Genomic DNA, 21,413 nt, shown 5'->3' with positions numbered 1-21,413 from the left:
AGCAACGACCGGGACCCAACCGCTTCCGGACCGCAAAAACCCCGGGCGTCGCCACAGCCTGACTCCCTAGTGTTTGCGAGCAGCCCCTGGCGGCCTCGCAGAGCAACGAGGCAGGCGGCCGACCCCCACCGCAGCACAAAGGAGAGCGCCCGTGGAACAGTTTCGCGGCACCACCATCGTCTGCGTCCGCAAGGACGGCGCCGTCACCCTCGGAGGCGACGGCCAGGTATCGCTTGGCAACACCGTGATGAAGGGCAACGCGCGCAAGGTGCGCCGTGTCTACCACGACCGCATCCTGGCCGGCTTTGCCGGCGGCACGGCCGATGCCTTCACCCTGTTCGAGCGCTTCGAGGGCATGCTGGAGAAGCACTCCGGCAACCTCACCCGCTCCGCGGTCGAACTGGCCAAGGACTGGCGCACCGACCGCGCCCTGCGCCGGCTGGAGGCCCTGCTGGCCGTGTCCGACCGCGAGAACTCCTTCGTGATCTCCGGCAACGGCGACGTGATCGAGCCGGAAAACGCGCTGATCGCGATCGGCTCCGGCGGTCCGTACGCCCAGGCCTCCGCCCAGGCCCTGCTGCAGAACACCGACCTGTCGGCCCGCGACATCGTGGAGAAGTCGCTGAACATTGCCGCCGACATCTGCGTGTACACCAACCACAACATCTCACTGGAGAGCCTGGACGCGGAATAACGCGCCCGGCCCCACACGAACGATTCGACCAAGGCCCCTTTTGCCATGACCGACATGACCCCCCGCGAGATCGTCCAGGAACTGGACCGCTACATCATCGGCCAGGACGAGGCCAAGCGCTCCGTCGCCATCGCCCTGCGCAACCGCTGGCGCCGCCGCCAGCTCCCCCCGGAGCTGCAACCGGAGGTCACCCCCAAGAACATCCTGATGATCGGCCCGACCGGCGTCGGCAAGACCGAGATCGCCCGGCGTCTGGCCAAGCTGGCCCGCGCGCCGTTCATCAAGATCGAGGCGACCAAGTTCACCGAGGTCGGCTATGTCGGCCGCGACGTCGAATCGATCATCCGCGACCTCGCCGAGGCCGCGGTGAAGCAGCTGCGCGACGAGGCCATCAAGGAGAACCGCGTCAAGGCCGAAGACGCGGCGGAGGAGCGCATCCTCGATGCCCTGCTGCCCCGCCCGCGCAACGCCGGTTTCACCGAATCCGCGCAGGACGACTCCAACAGCGACACCCGCCAGAAGCTGCGCAAGCGCCTGCGCGAGGGCGACCTGGATGAGCGCGAGATCGACATCGAGGTGCAGCAGAACCCGCACGGCGTGGAGATCATGACCCCGCCGGGCATGGAGGAGATGGCCAGCCAGCTGCAGTCGATGTTCCAGAACCTCGGGGGCCAGAAGACCCGTTCGCGCCGGCTGCAGATCGCCGAGGCGCGCAAGCTGCTGATCGAGGAAGAGGCCGCGCGCCTGATCAACGAAGAAGAGCTGAAGCTGCAGGCGATCGACCGCGTCGAACAAAGCGGCATCGTCTTTCTCGACGAGATCGACAAGGTCGCCAAGGGCAGCGACAAGGGCAGCAGCGGCGAGGTCTCGCGCGAGGGCGTGCAGCGCGACCTGCTGCCGCTGATCGAAGGCACCACCGTCTCCACCAAGCTGGGCATGGTCCGCACCGACCACATCCTGTTCATCGCCTCCGGTGCCTTCCACCTGTCCAAGCCGTCCGACCTCGTGCCGGAGCTGCAGGGCCGACTCCCGATCCGCGTCGAGCTGGGCCCACTGTCGGTGGACGCCTTCGTGCGCATCCTGACCGAACCCACCGCCTCGCTGACCGAGCAGTACACCGAACTGATGAAGACCGAAGGCGTGGAACTGCGCTTCGAGGAAGACGGCGTGCGCCGCCTCGCCGAGATCGCCCACGACGTGAACGCGCGCACCGAGAACATCGGCGCCCGCCGCCTGCACACCGTGCTCGAACGCCTGCTGCAAGACGTCGCCTACCGCGCCCCGGACGTCGACGGCGCCGTCATCGTCGACCGCAGCTTCGTCGACGAACGCCTCGGCGACCTGGTCGAAAACGAGGACCTCTCCCGCTACATCCTCTAAAGCCCGGCCCTGCCGACCGTCCCCTACCCCGAGCGGCAGGGCCAACAAGTTCACGCCGGGGACGCTGGCGAGTTTGGCTCGCCTCCATCCACTCCCCGCGTGGCGTGGGGCCACAGGGCGACACCATCAGCAGAATGGTGGCGGCCTTCAGCGCCCATTTCACGGCATATTCAACCCTCCCCGAAATAGGCGCGGTTCGTTACGCATGAACCGGCCGGCGAAACACAAACAGGGCACGGACCATATAAGGCGTCACAAGCGGGAGGTAGAACGCCAACGTCATCTCGAGCCATCGTGGCACGCCTTCGGGCGCATACCAGACACCCAGAGCCCCCAGGAAGAACACCACAAACGGGGCCAGCAAGGTCAGACCTGCGTAGGACATCCGCGCCCCCAGGCCCGCGCGTCTACGGGACCCAAGAATGATCAGGCTGAAAGGGGCCGCCCAGACAAAAAGAAAAGACAGCCATAGCGAAAAGTAAGCCACGGTGTACATGGACGATTACCTTCCTGGATCCGCTAGCAAGGGAGGTCAACCAACGCGGGCGGCCCTGAGAAGCCTCGGAATCTCCGCGATCATCGAGAGATGGACCCCGATGAAGGAACCGCAGAACAAGGCCAGCGGCACCCAGACAGTCGCAACACCCATCTCGGTCTCGAAAAACAAACCGTAATGCCGGTACGATCGCTCACTCGGGCTCGAAACCGCCTCCAGATCGGAAGAAAGGACGAAAAAGGCAACGGCGTAGTACACGATGGGCATCGCGACGAGGATAACCCCCTGCCTAAAGATCCCCTCTTGGAGAAAATTGACTGCCATGCCGAAGATCGATCCGCGGCGATTACAGCAGGCTACCAGCGCAGCAGTAGCGACCACCAAGACGAAAAACACCACAAATACGTACGGCATCTGTGCGCGAAGGCCGTAGGAGCTGTTCGTGAACCCACGCGCGGCGGGAACATGCTCCCATAGCCAGCCCGCCGGAGCGGCCAGCCAGAATGGCGGCGCTGCAGGGTCCATGTAATAAAGGATGTAGACGAGGACCCCTTCGGCGAGAAGCGCGAACGCACCCATTGCCATCAGGGCGTACCGCCAACGGCGGGCCTCGGCCTCTGTCGGCCCGGGGTATCTCGTCAGAAGCTCGATGAGCGATTCACGAATGCTCACGGGCCCTCTTCTGCGTTCTCCACGGAGTCCACCTCAAGGCCCAGAATGAGATCGCGCACGGCCACCTTCATTTCGCGCCACGCGACAAGCTTGTCGCGTGGAAACCGAAACGCTACGCGGGCCCCCCATTCAGGAATGGTGAACTTATAGCGGCATGTATGAATAAAATCGGGATTCGCCGCACTTCCGGCCCGGCATTGGAAATAGTCGGTCACAACACCGTCGACGTCACCCTTCCAATAAAGCGTCTGGTTCCATAACTCGAGCTTATCCGTCCCCGGCCCCACAGGCTGCGCCCACTGGAGCCCGGTTTCGGGGTCGCGCCCCCTCATTTCATACCGAACATTTTTCAGATATTTGTAACGCCCCTTCTCATCATCCCACTCATGAGTGATGCGCTCACCCTCGTCGAGTCTCTGCATGACTCCTCGAAGGGCGGGGGCCCAATCACCGCGCTCACGGAGAAGTTCATACGAAAACTGGCCATCGCGACGAAAGTCGGAAATCGCCACCACGCCGATTAACAGCCAGACATCGCCATCAGGGTCATCCCTGGTCCAGAAGCTGGACTGTGTCTCCGGGCTTCTCGGGACCATGTCTGGCCAGCGAACGTATAGGGAGAAGGCCTGCGCATCGTCCTCGAAGGTGAGCTCATCGGGCTTCGGTGTATCCGGACTTCGTGGCGCCCAGGCGCTCTGATCCTTGTACTCGATGCCGACCAGAGCAAGGTAATTGGAGGGAATCGCAATCGGCACGCCGTTGATGTTCGCCTTGCGGATCGAGGCCGTTGAATCGTGGGGACCGACATCAAGGCTCTCCACCACGACATAGCCGTGGAGCCATTGAGTAACACGATTATGGGTCAGCATCACGCCAACGAAGACAAAGGCCGCGATACCCAAGAACAGGATGTGCCGGTGCCAGGCCCCGACGAAAGGGCGGAAACTCCTCAGGTCCCGGTCGGCGGTCCCAGGATGAGGGTGTCGAAGCAGGAAGTGCCAGGCAATCAGCCAGGGAACAACCACGAAGGCCAGCAGGGTCAGTGCGATCATGGCGATTATCGCGGACTCCGGCCCGAAAAAGGCCTTGCCGGCAACCATCAGCGCCGGGGGCGCCGCCAGCACCACTAGCGCGTAGATCATGCGTGTGCGGGACGGTGCCCGGCAGCGCTCGGAGAGGATCCCGACGGCCGTCAAAAAGGCGATGACATAGGGGATCAGCCACACCATGGCAACACCTCGGCAAGTGGGGCGGCATCAGGCAATGTGGTCATCCTTTTCCCTGCCAGATGAAAACACGAACTGAGCCGATCCAGCCGCGCCCAGGGCCGCATGGAGTGGCGACGCCCCGGCAATATATGCACGCGATTCGAGATCAACTGAACCTAATCCGAAGCGTCATCAACGTCACCAGGCGCCCGGAGCTGGTCGACAAGTTTTTTTACGTCATGATCGATTCGGCGCCACTCGGGAAGGTACTTGAGGGAGAAGCGATACTCGAGCGCGATGCCATGGCTGAACGCGCTCTTTGCCCTACAGGAGGGGGAGGGCACATTCTCGGGATCCGCGCAATAGATAACGGATGCTTCGGATTCATCCCGAGGAAGGAAACGGACACCAGCGCCCCGAAAAACGTCCAGGCCTTGATTGTCCAACTCAATGCCATAGGGTTTCGCAGCTTCTGCGGGCAGGCGTTGATCCCGGTCGTCAAGCCCCCTTCGCATGGCCCGCACGTTGTTCTCGGTGAAGTCTTCTGCCCAAATCGTTACGTCAATGCGATCACCGCGTCCCCCTCCATCGATATTCCAGAGGTGTTTCTCGTCGGGATGGTAGGGCCTGAGATCGGGGAGAAGGGCGCTGAAGGCCAGAGCTTCGACTTCGACGCGCCCTTGCTTTGCCCGGGGCCAGTAGCCGCGTTTGGCATACCCCTCCATGAAGAAGTACCCCATCGGGATGTCGAAGTGCTGACCGGCGACCTCGGCACGGACCACCTCCTGTTCAAGATGGTCCGCACCGATACGGTCGTAGACGAGCTGCGTCAGAGGATTGAGAGTCCCCATCACTCCCGCAACCACGAAAGCCAGGATGCCCAGGATCGTGATATGGCGCGGCCAGGCACCGACCGAAAGACGGAAGCTCTTGAGCCCGGGGTCGGGCGTGCCCGGATGAGGGTGGCGGCGGAGGAAATGCCACGCCAAGGCCAGCGGGGCGACTACAAAAGCCAGCAGAACCACGACGACGAACGCGCCTTCGCCGGGGCTTGACCCCAAAAAAGCACCGACACCAAGCATCAAGGCTGGGGGCGTCACCAAAACTACTGCCGCGTATCTCACCCGAGTGGGGAGTAATGCCCGGCGGCGCTCGGAGAGGATCCCGACGGCCGCCAAAAAGGCGATCACATAGGGGATCAGCCACGCCATGGCAACACCCTGGTAATTGAGAAAGTCTCGCTACTCATCAGTCGTTCTCCGGATGGCCTGAATTGGAAGGTTCCTCGCGTGTATCAACGGGCTTCGCCTCGAAAGCGAGGATGAGTTCGCGCACGCTGCTTCGAATCTCCCGCCACTGCGGCAACTGGTCGCGTGGATAGGTGACTGCGAGCTGCGCGCCCCACTCGGGCAACTTGAATCGGTGCCGGCAAACCGGGCGGCTGTCGGGCCTTGGCATCTGCCCGTTGTAGCAACGAATCATGTCACTCACGTAGCCGTCGAGATCGCCTTTCCAGTGGAGTGTCTGGTTCCAGGTTTCGAAGCACGCCGTTCCCGGCCCCACGGGTTCCGCCCATTGCAGACCGGTGTCGGAGGCCTCTCCTCTCATCTCGAAATGAACTGATACTTCTTCGTGACCGCCGCCGATGCCGCAAACGGGACCATCTGGTGAAGACAAATGACGCCTCTGTGGGCGCTCCTCAAGCCGCCCGATCCTTCCACGCACAACCGGCGCCCAACCAAGATCCCGCCCGATCGCCTCCGGATCGTTGTAGGCACTGAGACCGATCCTTAGCCAGACATCGCCATCCGGATGGTCGCGGTTTCGGTAGCTCTCCAATGTCTCCGGGGTCTGCGGCGTCATGTCTGGCCATCGGACATCAACCGCAAAGGCATGGGCGTCATCCTCGAAGGTGCGTTCGTCTGGCTTCGGCGTATCCGGGCCGCGCGGGGCCCAGGTGCTCTGGTCCTTGTATTCGATGCCGACCAGCGCGAGATAGTTGGACGGGATCGCAATCGGCACACCATTGATGTTGGCCTTGCGGATCGGAGGCGAAAATTCCTGGATCTCGAGCCGTGGCGGTTCGCCATAGATTTCGTGCAGGGCGTCGAACATCCCCAACTCGGAGAGCCAGGGCCGCGCGAGGCCCGACCACAGGGCGGAGCCCGCCAGCCAGATCGCCACCAGGACGACCACAATCAGGGCCAGCCGGCCGGCGCCACTCATGCGCCCCGTCCCCGGTTCTTCCCGCTCGCCGAAAACGAATCGCTCGCCAGGGTTCCCAGCATAAAGAGCCACGCGGAAGCCATCGTCGTGGATAAGTACAGCACGAAAAAGAGGGAGGTCGCCGCGACCGCCGGTATCTCGAACAGAGGATCAAGGTTTTCGGTCATGCGACCCGATGGACCAGGCCCTGCCGCTGGCAGGACGGCATACAGCTGGGCGAAGACGACAAACGCAAAAAACGCAAAGAACCAGGTGAGCGATCCAATCAGCTTCAGAAGCGCCATGCCGGAAGGCCGCTCGGGGCGTACGGATCTGGACATCCTGAAAAGCAGGTAAACGAACAGAAACGGCTGAAATGCGATGGCTGCCGCCACGGCTACCCGGATGCCCTCGGTGTCCCGACGGGATTCAGCGATCGTGTCGATCATGGGAAGCCCGCCGGCAACCCCGTCAGAAAGCCACCGAACGGCCGTAGCGATGCCTGCATCCCCTGCGAGACCCACCTGCGAAACCAGGACCGTCACAACCAGAGGCACCCAGAACACGAGGCCAAAGGCTCCGAGCTTTTGGTAATTGAAAAAGGGCTTGGGCGGCTTCGCCTGACGCGTCATGAGTCCACGCCCCGATTCTGCGCCCGGATCACGAGGACGGGGTCGATAGTGAAACGGGACAGCCGATCACGGGGGATGGAAAAACACGCGAAAGGCCTCATGACGCTTCACCCTCGACTGAAAGGGAGTCCAGGAGCTGTCGGACCTCACGATCTATCCGCTGCCAGTCCGGAAGGTGCTCGAGGCTGAAGCGATAGGTCAATGCGAGATCGTCGCGAAAGGCGGTCATGGCCATGCATTCAGAAGCGGGCTGCTCGCCTGGCGGGGTACACCGGATTACGAGGTCCTTTGATGCGTCCTCGGGCACAAAAAGCGACGACGAACCCGGGCCCTTCGGGTCGGTCTCCTGTGGATCGATCTCGAACATGACGAGGCCATCATCGGATGTCCGGCCGTCCTGAGGCTTCTCCCTGGCGAGCCGTCCCATCGGGGCAATAAATCCGGGAGGCGGCTCGTTCAAGAGCATGATTTCCACCCGGTCTCCGAGGGCGTCGTCATCCCGAACCCAGCGATCCCGGTCTTCGTGGTGAAAAGGCCGCAGATCTGGCAGGAGGGTGCTCAACTGGAGGGTCGCCGGTTCATGTCGCCCCTCTCTGGGTCGCGGCCAGTGCCCCAGCTCTTCATGGACAAAGTAGAAAAACCGCACCGGCACATCGAATTGGTGGCCTGACAAGTCGAAATGCGCCGTTGCGACCTTCAGGTGAATCCGGCCCGCATAGTCATTAAGCATGCGCGAGGCCGGGTTCTCCGTGAAGACGACCAGCACCAGCAGGGCTACGAGGGCCAGCTCCAGCCGCCAGTAGCGAAACGTAAGGCGGAAGCTGCGCGGTGCGGGGTCGGCGGGCGCGCCCGTCTCCAACCGCACTGGGTGACGCCGCCGAAACCACCAGACGACCATCAGCGGGATGCCAATGAACGCGAACAGGGCCAACGGCAGTCCCGTGGACACCTCGCGCGCATACTCTTCCAGAAGGAGCATGAACCCCAGCATCACGGCCACCGGCAGGGCCAGTACGAGCAGGGCATAGCCGATCCTGACAGCGGCCGGCGCGCGACGGACGGCCACCAACATCCCACTGGCCGCAACAATGGCAACCGCCAGGGGAATCAGGGCGATGAGCACTGATCCCATCAGGCCGACAACGTTCACAGGGCAATCCTGGACCGAGGTAGGCACCCGAAACGCGGCCCCAGAACGTCGACGCGCCGAAGACAGACGCGTGCAAACGTGGGCGCACGAAAGACAATGGGGGCTGCGAGATCGAGGTGTGCCGGTGCGGCGAACGCGCCAGTCCGTGGCGAGGTCATGGACATTCCCTTTCCATGAGTAAGGCTGCAGATGCTGAGTGGCCTTTCAATCCGTGTCAAGGCACGCCCTGGTATGTCGCCCCGAAGGACACAACTCACTCCAATCGCAGATGTGTCCAGCCGCACAGTCATCGTGTGGTTCGGTGAGGGCGGCTTCGCTCCTGTGTCCACGACCTTCTCTGGACCATGTATCGTGCATGGGCTGAAGGCAGGATGCGGGAACCTTTTCAGACAACGGTCCGGTTGGGCTCTTGGCCGCCTGCACGTAAATCTCGGCTACGTTTCGTCCCCGATGGCGGCCCGTTCCGTACAACAATCGAAGGGAGATCTTGATGGGCCTGGGTGTGGGACTCGTGGTGCTGGCAGCCTTTTTCTGGGGGCTGTCGGGCGGGATCGGCGGCATCCTGATGGCCGAGGGCTGGGACGCCTTTGTGGTCTCGTTCTACCGCGGCGCCATTGGCCTGTTGTTTGTGCTGATCTGGCTGGCCTGGCGGCCAGGGGGCAGCGGGCTGGGCAGCGCCCGGATGTGGTTCTGGTCGGCCGTGGCCGGCCTGGGTGTGGCCGGCAACTTCGCGTTCTACTTCCTCAGCATCGCGCACGGCAGCGTGGCGGTCGCGGCCACGCTGATGTACTGCGCCCCGGTGTTTGTCTACATCATTTCCTTCGCCCTGAAGCTGGAGACCCCAACCACGCTCAAGCTGGTGGCCATCGCGATGGTCATGGTCGGCATCGTCCTGCTCACCCAGATCTACGACACTGGAGCGGGCGGCGTAACGCTGATCGGTGCCGCTGCCGGCCTGCTGGCGGGCCTGTCCTACGCGATCTTCATCTTCGGCTTCAAGTACGCCGGCCAGCACGGCAGCCCCCAGGCGATTCTCGCGATCGCCTTCGGCGTGCTCGTCATCCTGCTGATGCTGCCCGGCGACAACACCCAGATGGCCGCCGTGCTGACTACCACCGACTGGCCGCTGTTCCTGGCCCTCGGCATCTTCGGCGCCGGCCTGTCGTTCGCCTTCTACATCAACGGACTTCGGACTACCGTCCCCGCCGTCGCCTCGATTGTCGCAATGATCGAGCCGGTCACCGCCACGCTGTTCGGCGTCGTGATCCTGCACGAAAGCCTGGCAATGGTGCAGATCATCGGCATGGCCCTGATCCTGGTCACCGTCACCGCCCTCAGCGTGTCCTCCCGCGCCACCCCGCCCCCCGTCCCCGAGCGGGGCCGCGACGCCGAGTAGCCCGGCATCAGTCCGCGCCGATCGAAGGCGGTTTCCACGGCATCCGAGCGGTATAGCCCGGATGCAGGCTGGCCTCAGCGCTCGTTCAGGCTTTCGCGTGCGGCACGCAGCAGCGGCGCCAGGAAATACTCGATGATCCGGCGATAGCCGGTCTTGATCTCGACGGTGGCCATCATCCCCGGGGCGATGCGGACATCCTCGCCATGAACGTCCACAGTGTCCTTTTCCAGACGCACACGCACCACGAACACGAGGCCCTGGTGTTCATCCTGTACCGCGTCCTGTGATACGTCCGTGACCACACCATCGATCGTGCCGTAGCGGGTGTAGGGGAAGGTCTGCAGTTTCACCTCGGCCTCCTGGCCCGCCCTCACGAACCCGATGTCCTTGTTGGGCAGGGTGGCTTCGACTTCCACTGCGCCATCCTCGGGGACCACGACCATGAGCGGACTGGCCGGCTCGACGACACCACCCACCGTGTGCACGGCCAGTTGTTCCACTGTTCCATCCACGGGGGCGCGCAAGCGTGTCAGGTCATCCAGACGGCGGGCCTTGATCAGTTCCTGGCGCAGGGATTCGGCATCCGATCGTGCCCGGTGCAGGGTGTCCAGTGCCTCGCGGCGGCTCTCCGCCTGCAGGGCCTTACGCTGCTCCCGGACCTCATGCAGTGCCGCTTCGGCCTCGGCGAGACGGGCCCGCTGGGCGGCTAGCTGGTGCGTCGTCTCAATGTAGTTCTGTTCCAGCTCCAGTTGCTCGTGCGCGGCGGCCATGCCCTGGTCCGACAACTGCCGCAGATCCTCGCTGCGGCGCCGGATAATCGGGATGGTGTTTTCCAAGCTGATCACCATCGCCCGCGTGGCTTCCATCTCCTGCTCGCGTCGCGCGGTTTCCGCATTGAGTTGCTGGATGCGCGCCCGGTAGTGATGGACATGCCCGACCAGCACGCGCTCCTCAATCTGCCGGGCGTCTTCCGGGACGGGGTAGTCGGTGTTCAGGAGCGGGATGCCCGCGTCGGTCTCGAGGGCCTCCAGAAAGGCCTCCGACCGGGCGGCCGCCAGACGCGCGGACCGATATTCCACACCCAGGCGTTCCAGGTCGGCACCGGGCAGGGTCGGGTCCAGTTCGACGAGGATTTCCCCCGCCTGCACGCGCTGCCCATCACGAACGTGGATGGCATGCACGCTGGCGGTTTCGGTCGCCTGGATGGTCTGGGTGCGACCATCGGGCACTACGCGGCCCTCCGCTACCGCAACGATGTCCATCTGCCCGACCGTGGCCCAGATCACCGTGAGTACGGCCAGCAGCACGATTACACCCATGATCACCCGCGGTAGCGGGTGGATCGGCGTTTCCTGCAGCGACATCGCCGCGGGCAGGAACTCCTGCTCGTAGGGCTGTCGCCGGGGCGGATCCATTTCCCGGCGACGCGCCCACGCACGTGCGAACACCCGCCGGTAGCGGCCGCCAATGTCACCCCAGGCCTGGCGCAGCATCCCCATCGGTCGCCTCACTCGCGCTGCAGACTCAGCAGGCCGGCATAGATCCCGCCCGGCCGCTGGGCCAGTTCGTCGTGCGAGCCCGATTCGACAATCTGCCCATGATCCATCGCGATGATGCGGTCGGCCCTGCGAACGGCGCTCAGGCGGTGGGCAATGATGATGACCGTCCGCCCGCGGGCGATCCGCTCCATGTTCTGCTGGATGACCCGTTCCGACTCGTAGTCCAGTGCGCTGGTGGCCTCGTCGAAGATCAGGATGCGCGGGTCATTCATCAGCGCACGGGCTATCGCGATGCGCTGGCGCTGCCCGCCGGAGAGGCTCGAGCCGTGCTCGCCAACCGTTGTGTCGTATCCCTCCGGTGTTTCCAGAATGAAGTCATGCGCGCCCGCCAGCCGGGCGGCGGTCATCACCTGCTCCAGCGGGGCGCCGGGGCTGGCCAGGGCGATGTTCTCACGAATACTGCGATTGAACAGCATGTTCTCCTGTTGCACGACGCCGATCTGCCGGCGCAGCGAACTGATCTCGGCGACCGCGAGATCGGTGCCATCGACCAGAACACGCCCGCGCTCCGGGACATACATACGGGCAATCAGCTTCGCCAGCGTGCTCTTGCCGGAACCCGAGCGGCCGACCACACCGATCACCTGGCCAGGGGGAATCTCCAGACTCACACCACGCAGGACCTCGGGCCCGTCGGGGCGATAGCGGAAATGCACCTGGTCGAACTCGATCCTTCCCTCCAGCCGCGGCAGGCTGCTGCGGTTGGCAAAGGAGGACTCCGTGGGTGCATTGAGGATGTCGCCCAGACGCTGCATGGAAATCCCGACCTGCTGGAAGTCCGTCCACATATTGGCCAGGCGCATGATCGGCTGGGCGACCCGAGCGGCCAGCATGTTGAAGGCAATCAGCTGACCAACGGTCAGATCCCCCTCGATCACCAGACGCGCACCGAGCCACAGCGTGCCCACGGTCACCAGTTTCCCCACCAGCGAAATCAGTTCGCGCGCGATGGTCGACAGACGGGTCGTGCGAAGTCCGGCGGATACATAGCCGGACAGCTGTTCATCCCACTTCTTGGTGGTCTGCGGCTCCACCGCCATCGACTTGAGCGTGTCGATGCCGTTGATGCTCTCGACCAGAAAGGCCTGGTTCTCCGCCCCGCGGTTGAACTTCTCGTGCAGGCGCGCCCTCAGCGGCGGCGTGATCAGCACGGAGATCAGCACGTACAGCGGCAGCGAGGCGAGGACGATCAGTGTCAGCCAGCCGCTGTAAAACAGCATGACCGCGATGAAGACCACGGAGAAGAACAGATCGAGCAATAACGTGAGCGCGTTGCCCGTCAGGAACTCGCGGATGTTCTCCAGCTCCCGCACGCGCGCCACCGAATCGCCCACACGCCGCGATTCGAAATACCCCATGGGGAGGTTGATCAGGTGCCGGAACAGACTGGCCCCGAGCTCGACGTCGATGCGGCTGGCCGTGTGCGCCAGCACATAGCTGCGCAGGCCGGACAGCACCACCTCGAACACCATGACCGCCAGCAGCCCGATGGCCAAGACGTCCAGCGTGGTCAGGCTGCGGTGCACCAGCACCTTGTCCATCACCACCTGGAAGAACAGGGGTGTGACCAATGCGAAGATCTGCAGGAAGAACGAGGCCAGCAGCACCTCGCCCAGCAGCTTTCGGTGCTTGACCAGCGCGGGCACAAACCAGGTGAAGTCGAACTTGCCAAGCTCGGCCGTCAGCGAGGCCCGCGAGGTGAACAGGATCAGATCCCCCGTCCACAGCTCTTCCAGCGCCTCGCGCGTGATGCGTTCGGCGCGCCCACGACCGGGGTGCTGGACCAGAACGTCCTGTTCCCCGGCGCGCGCCAGCACAAAGAAGCGCCCGTCCACGGCCTGCGCGATAGCGGGCAGCGGCGTGCGATCGAGGCGCGAAAGCGTTGTCCGCACCCGCTTGGACTTCAGGCCGAGATGCCGAGCACCGCGCATGATGTGGTCGCCATCGAACGGCTGGCCATCCGGCGCGAATTCGTGGCGCAGCTGTGCCGGGTTGGCGGCCACGCCATGATACTGCGCCAGCATCGCGAGCGCGGTCAGTCCCGTGTCGATGGCCCCGTTCTCGCTGTGCGAGTCCGGGGCCGCCTTCCCTGGCGAATCCATGCTGCCTCACTGTTATGCCAACGGCATCCTGCCGCTGGCATGCAAAAAGCGGCGGCCCCGAGTCGCGGGCCGCCGGATGTCCTGTGTAGTAAGTGGGGCCGGCGCGTGAGCGCCGCCCGCACGAAGGGCTACTCGGTCACTGCCATGCGGATGCGACCACGGGCTGTAGCTGCTCCCGGTACGCCTCGGGAATACGGCTCTCGTCGGCCCCCGGCGGGTCGAATGCCGCCATGGCCTGCACCAGGTTATTCACCTCTGATGCCGTCAGGACCTCGCCACTCGAAAGCTCGACCTGATCCAGGGTCTCGCCCTGCGGCCCGAACCAGGAGTCGACCGTGATGCGATCCTCCGTACCGATAACCTCCACCGACAGATCGCGGCCATCCTGCCGGAACCAAAGCTGGTCCGTCGCGATATCCTCGCCCAGGAGCAGCGTGTCCTCGCCCGGGTCGCGGGCGCGCTCCACGATGCGGTCGTGGCCATCGCCGCGTTCGAAGAAGTAGGTATCGCTGCCGGCGCCCCCGTGCAGGACATTGTTGCCGCGACCGCCGTGGATGAAGTTGTCGCCGCCTTCACCGCGCAGCACGTTATCACCGTCATTGCCGATCAGGATGTTGTCGAGCTCGTTGCCCCAACCGCGATAATCGCCATCCCCGGTCAGCGTGAGATTCTCGACATGATCGGGCAGGCGGAAATTGGTCTCCGCCTTTACGGTATCGGTGCCCCCATTCTCCTGGGCGATCACCTTGGTGCCCGGATTGCTGACCACATAGGTGTTGTCTCCGTCGCCGCCATACAGGAAGTTGGCGGAGCGCCCGCCCCCGATCAGCACGTTGTTGCCGCTCACGCCATAGAGGTGATTGGGGCGCTCGGTGCCGATGATGATGTTGTCCTCGTCATTGCCACGCCCCACCCGGGCGTCTCCGACCAGCGTCAGGTTCTCCACGTTGTCCGGCAGGGTATAGTCAAACGGGCTGATCACCGTGTCCGTGCCCTGGTTCGGCTTCTCGATGACCACGTCCTCCTCGCTGTTGAGGATGTAGGTGTTGTCACCGCGGCCGCCGGCCATCACGTTCGCGCCGGCCACACCGTTGAGGACATTGTCGCCATTGTTGCCCTGGAGGTAGTTGTCCAGCTCGTTGCCGGTGCCGTCGATGTCGGCCGAGCCGGTGAGGATCAGGTCCTCGACGTTGTCGGGCAGGGTATAGGTGACCGAGGAGCGGATGGTGTCGTGGCCCTCGCCGGGCTTCTCGATCACCACGTCGTCCTCGCTATTGACCACGTAGATGTCGTCGCCCGCGCCCCCGATCATGATGTTGGCACCGGCGCGGCCATCGATGTAGTTGTCGCCCTCCACGCCGTTCAGCACGTTGTCGCCAGTGTTGCCGATGATCACGTTGTCGAGTTCGTTGCCCGTGCCCTCGAGATCCTCGCCGCCCATCAGCGTCAGGTTGTCCACGTTCTCCGGCAGGGTGTAATCGATGTAGGAGTGGACAGTGTCGTTCCCCTCACCCGGCTTTTCGATCACCACATCCTTGTCGCTGCGCACCACGTAGGTATCGTCGCCCGCGCCACCGATCATGATGTTGGCGCCGCCACGACCGTCGATGTAGTTGTTGCCCTCGACCCCGTTCAGGACGTTGTCGCCGGTGTTGCCGATGAGTTCGTTGTTCAGCTCGTTGCCGGTCCCGTGAAGATCCTCGCTGCCCTGCAGGTGCAGGTTTTCCACGTTATCCGGCAGGACGTAGTCGATATGCGACTCGACCGTGTCATTGCCTTCGCCGGGTTTTTCGACCACCACGTCATCGGCGCTGTGCACCACGTAGGTGTTGTTGCCGCGGCCGCCGATCATGGTGTTGGCACCCGCCACCCCGTCGAGCCGGTTGTTGCCGGAGTTGCCGATCAGGACATTGTCCAGCTCGTTGCCGGTGGCACTGATCCCGCTGCGGCCCAGCAGCGTCAGGTTGTGCAGGTTGTCGGACAGGGCGAACGACACATGCGACTGCACCGTGTTGGTGCCATCCCCCGATTCCGCGATCACCTGATCATCCCGGTGCCGCACCACGAACAGGTTGTCGCCGTCGCCGCCCACCAGCACGTCGGCATCCCGCCCGCCATGCAGCCAGTTGTCGCCGGTCCCGCCGGTCAGGATGTTCTCGCCCTCATTGCCGACCAGGATGGCGTTCTCCTCCCCGCCGGTCAGCTCGTCTCCCTCGGTCGAGCCGAGCTGCAACGCGGACAGGTCGAAGCTATGACCATCGGCGAAACGAAGGGTGTTGATCCGGTGGCGCTCGGAATCGGCGCTACCAAACCAGTTTTCGATGGTGACGCTGTCGCGGCCGTTGCTGTGCGCCAGCACCAGCGAACTGCCCTCCGCACGGATGTCCAGATCGCCGGCGCGGATCTCCGGGCCGAACTCCAGCACGCTGTGACCCTCGTCGCCATGCATCTCGATGATGGTGTTATGACCCTGGCCCACATCGAAGCGGTAGGTGTTGTTACCGGCACCGCCATACAGGATGTCGTCACCCGAACCGGCCCGCAGCACGTCGTCGCCATCACCGCCCAACACCCAGTCGCCACCGGACCCGGCGGTAAGCTCCGCCCCGTCGTTGCTCGCGAACACGATTTCGGACACGGCCATGCCTTCGCCATCGGCGCGCACCCCGTCCCAGCCGAAGTCGGCCAGGGCCTCCAGCACGGCCGGATCATCACCGGCCTTTGCGAGCCAGTCGCGCAACAGACCATGGGAGTCGAAGCCCATGGGCGAGAGCTGTTCGCCGGTGGCACGCTGCAGTTCCAGAAGATCCGCCACGCCACGGGCCGGGTCGGCATCGAACTGCTGGTTCAGGGCCTCCGTGGTGCCCGCAAAGTCGATAAAGTCGATACGGATGCCGTCTTCATCGAAGACCAGGTCCATCCCTTCCAGATAGGGCGCCAGGTGGGTCTGGCGCATCATCTGTGCATACATAGTGGTCTGCAGGATGTCGAAGCCCGCACGCAGTTCGCGCGAAGCCATGATCCTCGGGTTCGGACTGCCGTGCTGGCGGAACTCCCGCCCCAGGAACGCCTCCAGTGTGGCGACCTTGCGCCCGTCGATATGGGCGCCCCGGCCCTCCGGGTCCACATCACTGACACCCGCCCACTCGTACAGCAGGTTCTCCATGCGGGCTTCGCGCGCCTTCACGTCGGTCTCGGCCATAAAGGCCTCAACCTCCCCGCGCAACTGTCCGCTCTGGTCCCGCACCAGCGCCTGATGCAGGTCATGCACCTCGCCATAGCCCATCAGGTCGGGCAGAGTGGCAATATCTTCCGGCACGTCCAGGCGCTCACGCGCCTCGGTGATGGCCGTATCCTGGATGAACCACACGTCCGTCGCCTCGCCTTCGCGGCCGTCGGCCCACTCGAACCGCCCGATCTGGCGATGCTCGTTGCCGTGCTCGTCCACGTAGGTGGAGTTGGTGTAGCCCAGATCGATGGAGGCAATGCCGACTTCATCCAGGGTCAGCAGTTCACCCTCGTCCACCACGCCGTTGCCGTTGGCGTCCTGCCACAGCCGCAAGTCGCCCCAGGCCTCGTCGCCCGGGTCGATGCGGCCATTGCCGTTGGTGTCGTGGATCGCCAGCGCTTCGAAGCCGTTCATGGCCGTCACGCCTTCCTCGATCTCGCTGGCGTTGCCGAACAGCTCGCTGCCGGTCTCGATCTCCTCGTTCCCGGTCAGATCCATCGCCAGCAGTGCATCCCCCGGCCCCACCCAGCCGGTGGCCTGCGCAAAGCCGTCGCCGTTGTGGTCGAACTGTACGCCGGCCTCCAGGCCCAGCGTGGAAATGCCGTTGCCGTCTAGGTCCAGGATGATGGGCGAGGCGTGGGACTGGCCACGGTTGAAGAAGTCCCGGATGTCGTCAATGAACTCGCCGCCCGTCCAGTAGTTCCAGGGCGACTCCAGAGCGCCTGACGGCCCTCCCATTTCCTCGAAAAAGTCTGTCAACCAATCCCGGCTGTCGGTAATACCTTGCTCCCCAAACGCAAGCGCTAACTTCCAAGCCGCTCCACGATTATCAAAGCGACTTGACCAAGACCGCATTTGCTCTTTTTGTTCGTCTTCGACAAAACTACTTGTAAAGGCCATCCACTGATGCAGCCCTCCGGCCAAGACGAACTCCTTGCCAAGGTTACCGGCTGCATCCAGAGTTTTTTCCCAGTGCTCCTGCGCAGCCTGTTCTCCGAAGATTTCATAAGGCGTATTCAGGGTCCATGCATCCTCGCCAAGGCCTGCATCTACAAACACTCGATCATGAAATCTTTGTGCTTCTCGCGCATCGATCTCCCGATTGATCGTTCCCGTGGCATTATCTGGATTATCAAGGATACCTTGCAACGTATCCAGATACCCGGTCGCCATATCTTCGCGGATGGCATCGATATCCGCCTCGGTCAGGTCTATGCCCTTCGCCTCGGCCGTGTTCTTCATGAACTCTATCGCCGCCACACCCGATAGCGTATCCCCTTCGACCACTCCCTTGGCGAGTATCGAGTACCGATCGCCGAAAGACGCCAGATGGTCGTACATGTCGGCCAGCCGTCCCTGATCGGCAAGGCTTCTGGCATGGTCAAGATCGCCCTGCGTGATGGGCGTGTGCAGCGTATAGGTACTCATCAGTCACTCTCCTTGTGCGTGGGTGTGGAATCTTTCTCGGTGAGGTCTTCTGGCTTCGCCTCGAAGCCAAGAATCAGTTCGCGCACGTCGGACCGAATCTGGCGCCATTGCGGCAGTTGGTCGCGCGGGTAGGTTACTGCGACCCGAGCGCCCCACTCGGGCAGCTTGAATTGGTGGCTGCAGACCGGGCGACTCTCGGGATTCGGCATTTCGCCGTTGTAGCACTCGATCATGTCGCTCACGTAGCCGTCGAGATCGCCTTTCCAGTGGAGGGTCTGATTCCAGGTATGAAAGCGCTCGGTCCCCGGCCCCACGGGTTCCGCCCATTTCAGACCTGTCTCCGGGTCGGTGCCGCGCATTTCGTAGCGAATATGTACAGTTTCAGTCTCACCCCACAACTCCGATGAAGTGCGGGGAGGGAGCCTCCTGGTGTGAGTGCGCCCCTCAATCATTTCGATCCGGCCCCGCACAACCGGCGCCCAACCAAGATCCCGCCCGATGGCGTCCGGATCGCTGTAGGCGCCGAGGCCAATCTGTAACCATGGATCGCCATCGGGATCGCGCCTGCCCCAGTAGCTTTGATTCGTTTCCGGGCTGCGCGGCTTCAGATCCGGCCATCGGACATCAACCGCAAAGGCATGGGCGTCATCCTCGAAGGTGCGTTCGTCTGGCTTCGGCGTATCCGGGCCGCGCGGGGCCCAGGTGCTCTGGTCCTTGTATTCGATGCCGACCAGCGCGAGATAATTGGACGGGATCGCAATCGGCACACCATTGATGTTGGCCTTGCGGATCGGGACCGGACGCTCCTCGACCAGCGGCGGGGGCTCCCCATAAAGCTGGCGCCAGGCTTCGGGTACGCCATGCTCGATCAGCAACGGTCGGGCGATACCCGACCACAGGGCCGAAGCGACAATCCACAGCAGAACCAAAACCCCGACCAGCAGGCCGACTCGGCCCCAAGCGGTTCCGAGCCAACGAGGACCCCGCTTACCGCTCATGGTAGGTTCCTTCCCGGCAGGGAAAGCCGGAGCCGGCGCCCGTGAACGGGCATGCTGGATCATCCAGGCGGGAACGGAGGGTTGTAGCAAACGCGGTGCCGATCCGAGGCGAAGTCATGGCTTATCCCTGTCCATGAGTGATGGATTGAAAGACTGCCGGCCTCAGGCGACCCTGTCAAAGTTGCTGCCGAAGGTCTGCGCGTTGGCGGCAGGGCGCACCAGCGCCTGATGCAGGTCATGCACCTCGCCATAGCCCATCAGGTCGGGCAGAGTGGCAATATCTTCCGGCACGTCCAGGCGCTCGCGGGCCTCGGTGATGGCCGTATCCTGGATGAACCACACGTCCGTCGCCTCGCCTTCGCGGCCGTCGGCCCACTCGAACCGCCCGATCTGGCGGTGCTCGTTGCCGTGCTCGTCCACGTAGGTGGAGTCCGAGTAGCCCAGATCGATGGAGCCGATGCCGACTTCGTCCAGCGTCAGCAGTTCACCCTCGTCCACCACGCCGTTGCCGTTGGCGTCCTGCCACAGGCGCAGGTCGTCCCAGGCCTCGTCGCCCGGGTCGATACGACCATTGCCGTTGGTGTCGTGGATGGCGAGCGCCTCGAAGCCATTCATGGCCGTCACGCCTTCCTCAATCTCGCTGGCGTTACCGAACAGCTCGCTGCCGGTCTCGATCTCCTCGTTCCCGGTCAGGTCCATCGCCAGCAGCGCATCCTCCGGCCCCACCCAGCCAGTGGCCTGCGCAAACCCGTCACCGTTGTGATCGAACTGCACGCCGGCCTCCAGGCCCAGCGTGGAAATGCCGTTGCCGTCCAGATCCAGAATAATCGGAGAAGCGTGGGACTGCCCACGATCATATCTAGCCTGAACATCATCAACTTTCTTATCCGTGCTACTCCCCGTCACAAAATCGAAGACGGAATCCCACCCCGGGAAGAGCTTTTGTGATATGAGACCAAGGCCAACGGACGCTGCCACTGCCGCCGCAAGGGGGGCCACCATGGCCCCACCCGCGATGCCAAATGCTGTAAGTAACGCCTTCGATCCCGCCAGTCCGACACTCCAACCAGCGACCCCTCCCAAGGCTCCAAATAGCGCCCCCGAAGCCCCATCCACGTCACCGGATGAATACTTCTCATACGCATCACCGGCCGTGTAAACAGTACCTAGCACCCCCGTAGCACGCCCGACTCCCGCTAGTGCGCGAGATTCGACCAAGGCATTGAACTCGCGCGCCGTCATCGTATCTCGGTTCGACGCAAGCTCCGAAAAGGCAGACGCTTGCCGCTGATACAGCTGCGCTTCTCGCGAATGACCCGCCTCTTGAGCAAGATGCGCCCGCTCCAGCGCCGTTTGATGCATTTCGTTTACTGCTCGAGCGCGCTCATCCGCAAGCGCGGTCGAGAATTCCTCAAAAGACTTAGATGCATCCAATGAGAGTGTTTCAGTGAGCCGAGTCGCAGCTGAAAGGGTATGCCCCGAAAGGCTTTCCAGAAACTCTCTATATTCCTTATGATGGACTTCTTCCTTGATTTCACTCACGACAAATCACTCCTTCTTCCAAAAATATCACTGACCAAGAGACCCAACATGACAAACAAAGCGGATGTTAACAAAGAAAGAAAATACAAAACAAAATACAAAAAAGCTGCCGCCACGACTGGAACCCCGAACCAAGGATCAAGCGCCTCCGTCATGCCGCCCGACACCCTGTCCGGATCAGCAGCAGGCAATACGGCATAAAAATAGCTAAAAACTACAAATATAAAAAACATCCAAAACCAGAACGTGCCCCAAATAAGCCTCACAAGAGTAGCCCCATAAACGCGTTCGCGACACAATGATCTCGGCATTCTAAAAATAAAAAAAATAAGCGAAAAAGGGGCGACCACAATAACTGCGGACAAAGCTATTCTTATGCCTATGGCATCTTGACGAGTGTCTGCGATCGTATCGATAAGCGGAACCCAAACTGCGACAACCTCAGAACCTCCCTGAATTGCACGATGGACTGCAGATTCCCCTGAAAAGTCAAAAAGTGATATCAACACAATCACCGCCAATGGCCCCCAGAACACCACACCAAAAGCGCGGAGCTTGCTCGAATCAAAAATTGTTTTTTGTGACTTCGATTGCGCGCTCATGTGTCATATCCCTATGTATCGGGGCCTTCCGGGATCAGGCTTAGCCGTTCTCGCAAGCCGTTTGAGTCAATCCGAGACTTTTCCGCAGTGTCGAGCGAGGCGGAATGAGCGATGCCTCGT

The 21,413-nt window shown here is 62.8% G+C and carries 15 protein-coding genes and 1 pseudogene; 3 read left to right on the top strand and 13 right to left on the bottom strand.

Annotation, left to right across the window (positions count from 1 at the left end; genetic code table 11):
* Positions 1–151 precede the first annotated feature (151 nt).
* Both hslV and hslU read left to right on the top strand, forming a co-directional pair.
* A complete protein-coding gene (hslV, locus tag F623_RS0102060) occupies positions 152–694 on the top strand; it encodes an ATP-dependent protease subunit HslV (protein WP_018860953.1) in 543 nt (180 codons plus the stop codon).
* A gap of 45 nt (positions 695–739) precedes the next feature.
* Positions 740–2,074: an ATP-dependent protease ATPase subunit HslU gene (gene hslU / locus F623_RS0102055; RefSeq protein ID WP_018868101.1), complete on the top strand. Its 1,335-nt coding sequence runs from the start codon at positions 740–742 to the stop codon at positions 2,072–2,074.
* 199 nt (positions 2,075–2,273) lie between these two features.
* Here hslU and F623_RS13615 read toward each other — a convergent pair whose 3' ends face one another.
* The 7 genes from F623_RS13615 to F623_RS0102020 all read right to left on the bottom strand — a co-directional run bounded on the left by F623_RS13615 (position 2,274) and on the right by F623_RS0102020 (position 8,437).
* Complete coding sequence (locus tag F623_RS13615; RefSeq protein ID WP_018868102.1) at positions 2,274–2,570, bottom strand: hypothetical protein; 297 nt, start codon at positions 2,568–2,570, stop codon at positions 2,274–2,276.
* A 36-nt stretch (positions 2,571–2,606) separates the two neighbouring features.
* Positions 2,607–3,242 carry a hypothetical protein gene (locus tag F623_RS0102045; RefSeq protein WP_018860955.1) on the bottom strand — a complete coding sequence of 212 codons (636 nt, stop codon included), beginning with the start codon at positions 3,240–3,242 and terminating at the stop codon, positions 2,607–2,609.
* Positions 3,239–4,471 carry a hypothetical protein gene (locus F623_RS0102040; RefSeq protein WP_018868103.1) on the bottom strand — a complete coding sequence of 411 codons (1,233 nt, stop codon included), beginning with the start codon at positions 4,469–4,471 and terminating at the stop codon, positions 3,239–3,241. The genes F623_RS0102045 and F623_RS0102040 overlap by 4 nt, the downstream gene beginning before the upstream one ends.
* A gap of 155 nt (positions 4,472–4,626) precedes the next feature.
* Positions 4,627–5,661 (bottom strand): hypothetical protein, encoded by a 1,035-nt coding sequence (locus F623_RS12995; RefSeq protein ID WP_018868104.1) that lies wholly within the window; start codon positions 5,659–5,661, stop codon positions 4,627–4,629.
* 37 nt (positions 5,662–5,698) lie between these two features.
* A complete protein-coding gene (locus tag F623_RS0102030) occupies positions 5,699–6,676 on the bottom strand; it encodes a hypothetical protein (protein WP_018868105.1) in 978 nt (325 codons plus the stop codon).
* The gene (locus tag F623_RS0102025; protein ID WP_018860959.1) at positions 6,673–7,287 is read right to left on the bottom strand and encodes a hypothetical protein; all 615 of its coding nucleotides are present in this window, start codon (positions 7,285–7,287) and stop codon (positions 6,673–6,675) included. The genes F623_RS0102030 and F623_RS0102025 overlap by 4 nt, the downstream gene beginning before the upstream one ends.
* Positions 7,288–7,384: 97 nt before the next feature.
* Positions 7,385–8,437, bottom strand: coding sequence for a hypothetical protein (locus F623_RS0102020; protein WP_018860960.1), 1,053 nt, complete (start codon positions 8,435–8,437; stop codon positions 7,385–7,387).
* 490 nt (positions 8,438–8,927) lie between these two features.
* On the opposite strand from F623_RS0102020, the gene F623_RS0102015 reads away from it, so the two are divergent.
* Positions 8,928–9,833, top strand: coding sequence for a DMT family transporter (locus F623_RS0102015; RefSeq protein ID WP_018860961.1), 906 nt, complete (start codon positions 8,928–8,930; stop codon positions 9,831–9,833).
* 74 nt (positions 9,834–9,907) lie between these two features.
* Here the strand turns inward: F623_RS0102015 and F623_RS0102010 are convergent, their stop codons facing one another.
* The 6 genes and pseudogenes from F623_RS0102010 to F623_RS12990 form a co-directional block, all read right to left on the bottom strand.
* A complete protein-coding gene (locus F623_RS0102010; RefSeq protein ID WP_018868106.1) occupies positions 9,908–11,332 on the bottom strand; it encodes an HlyD family type I secretion periplasmic adaptor subunit in 1,425 nt (474 codons plus the stop codon).
* A gap of 8 nt (positions 11,333–11,340) precedes the next feature.
* Complete coding sequence (locus F623_RS0102005; protein ID WP_018868107.1) at positions 11,341–13,494, bottom strand: type I secretion system permease/ATPase; 2,154 nt, start codon at positions 13,492–13,494, stop codon at positions 11,341–11,343.
* 136 nt (positions 13,495–13,630) lie between these two features.
* On the bottom strand, positions 13,631–17,461 hold the full coding sequence (locus F623_RS0102000) for a calcium-binding protein (RefSeq protein WP_231367687.1): 3,831 nt from the start codon (positions 17,459–17,461) through the stop codon (positions 13,631–13,633).
* A gap of 689 nt (positions 17,462–18,150) precedes the next feature.
* The gene (locus F623_RS0101995) at positions 18,151–19,149 is read right to left on the bottom strand and encodes a hypothetical protein (protein WP_018868109.1); all 999 of its coding nucleotides are present in this window, start codon (positions 19,147–19,149) and stop codon (positions 18,151–18,153) included.
* 209 nt (positions 19,150–19,358) lie between these two features.
* Positions 19,359–20,055, bottom strand: a pseudogene (locus F623_RS0101990) (calcium-binding protein); the annotation flags it as partial.
* Between the two features lie 632 nt (positions 20,056–20,687).
* Positions 20,688–21,293 (bottom strand): hypothetical protein, encoded by a 606-nt coding sequence (locus tag F623_RS12990; protein WP_155984188.1) that lies wholly within the window; start codon positions 21,291–21,293, stop codon positions 20,688–20,690.
* Positions 21,294–21,413 lie beyond the last annotated feature (120 nt).

This window comes from Thioalkalivibrio sp. ALD1 (assembly GCF_000381245.1).
In the GTDB taxonomy this organism is placed as follows: Bacteria; Pseudomonadota; Gammaproteobacteria; order Ectothiorhodospirales; family Ectothiorhodospiraceae; genus Thioalkalivibrio.
The sequence above is the reverse complement of the archived record's forward strand: the minus strand, read 5'-3'. Positions and strand labels throughout refer to the sequence as shown.

Excerpts from the sequence above, each read along its gene's own strand:
- F623_RS0102005 (WP_018868107.1), bottom strand. The coding sequence starts at position 13,494 with ATGGATTCGCCAGGGAAGGCGGCCCCGGACTCGCACAGCGAGAACGGG.
- F623_RS12995 (WP_018868104.1), bottom strand. The coding sequence starts at position 5,661 with ATGGCGTGGCTGATCCCCTATGTGATCGCCTTTTTGGCGGCCGTCGGG.
- F623_RS0102040 (WP_018868103.1), bottom strand. The coding sequence starts at position 4,471 with ATGGTGTGGCTGATCCCCTATGTCATCGCCTTTTTGACGGCCGTCGGG.
- F623_RS0102010 (WP_018868106.1), bottom strand. The coding sequence starts at position 11,332 with ATGGGGATGCTGCGCCAGGCCTGGGGTGACATTGGCGGCCGCTACCGG.
- F623_RS0102025 (WP_018860959.1), bottom strand. The coding sequence starts at position 7,287 with ATGACGCGTCAGGCGAAGCCGCCCAAGCCCTTTTTCAATTACCAAAAG.
- hslU (WP_018868101.1), top strand. The coding sequence starts at position 740 with ATGACCGACATGACCCCCCGCGAGATCGTCCAGGAACTGGACCGCTAC.
- F623_RS0102030 (WP_018868105.1), bottom strand. The coding sequence starts at position 6,676 with ATGAGTGGCGCCGGCCGGCTGGCCCTGATTGTGGTCGTCCTGGTGGCG.
- F623_RS0102000 (WP_231367687.1), bottom strand. The coding sequence starts at position 17,461 with ATGGGAGGGCCGTCAGGCGCTCTGGAGTCGCCCTGGAACTACTGGACG.
- F623_RS12990 (WP_155984188.1), bottom strand. The coding sequence starts at position 21,293 with ATGAGCGCGCAATCGAAGTCACAAAAAACAATTTTTGATTCGAGCAAG.
- F623_RS13615 (WP_018868102.1), bottom strand. The coding sequence starts at position 2,570 with ATGTACACCGTGGCTTACTTTTCGCTATGGCTGTCTTTTCTTTTTGTC.
- F623_RS0102015 (WP_018860961.1), top strand. The coding sequence starts at position 8,928 with ATGGGCCTGGGTGTGGGACTCGTGGTGCTGGCAGCCTTTTTCTGGGGG.
- F623_RS0101995 (WP_018868109.1), bottom strand. The coding sequence starts at position 19,149 with ATGAGCGGTAAGCGGGGTCCTCGTTGGCTCGGAACCGCTTGGGGCCGA.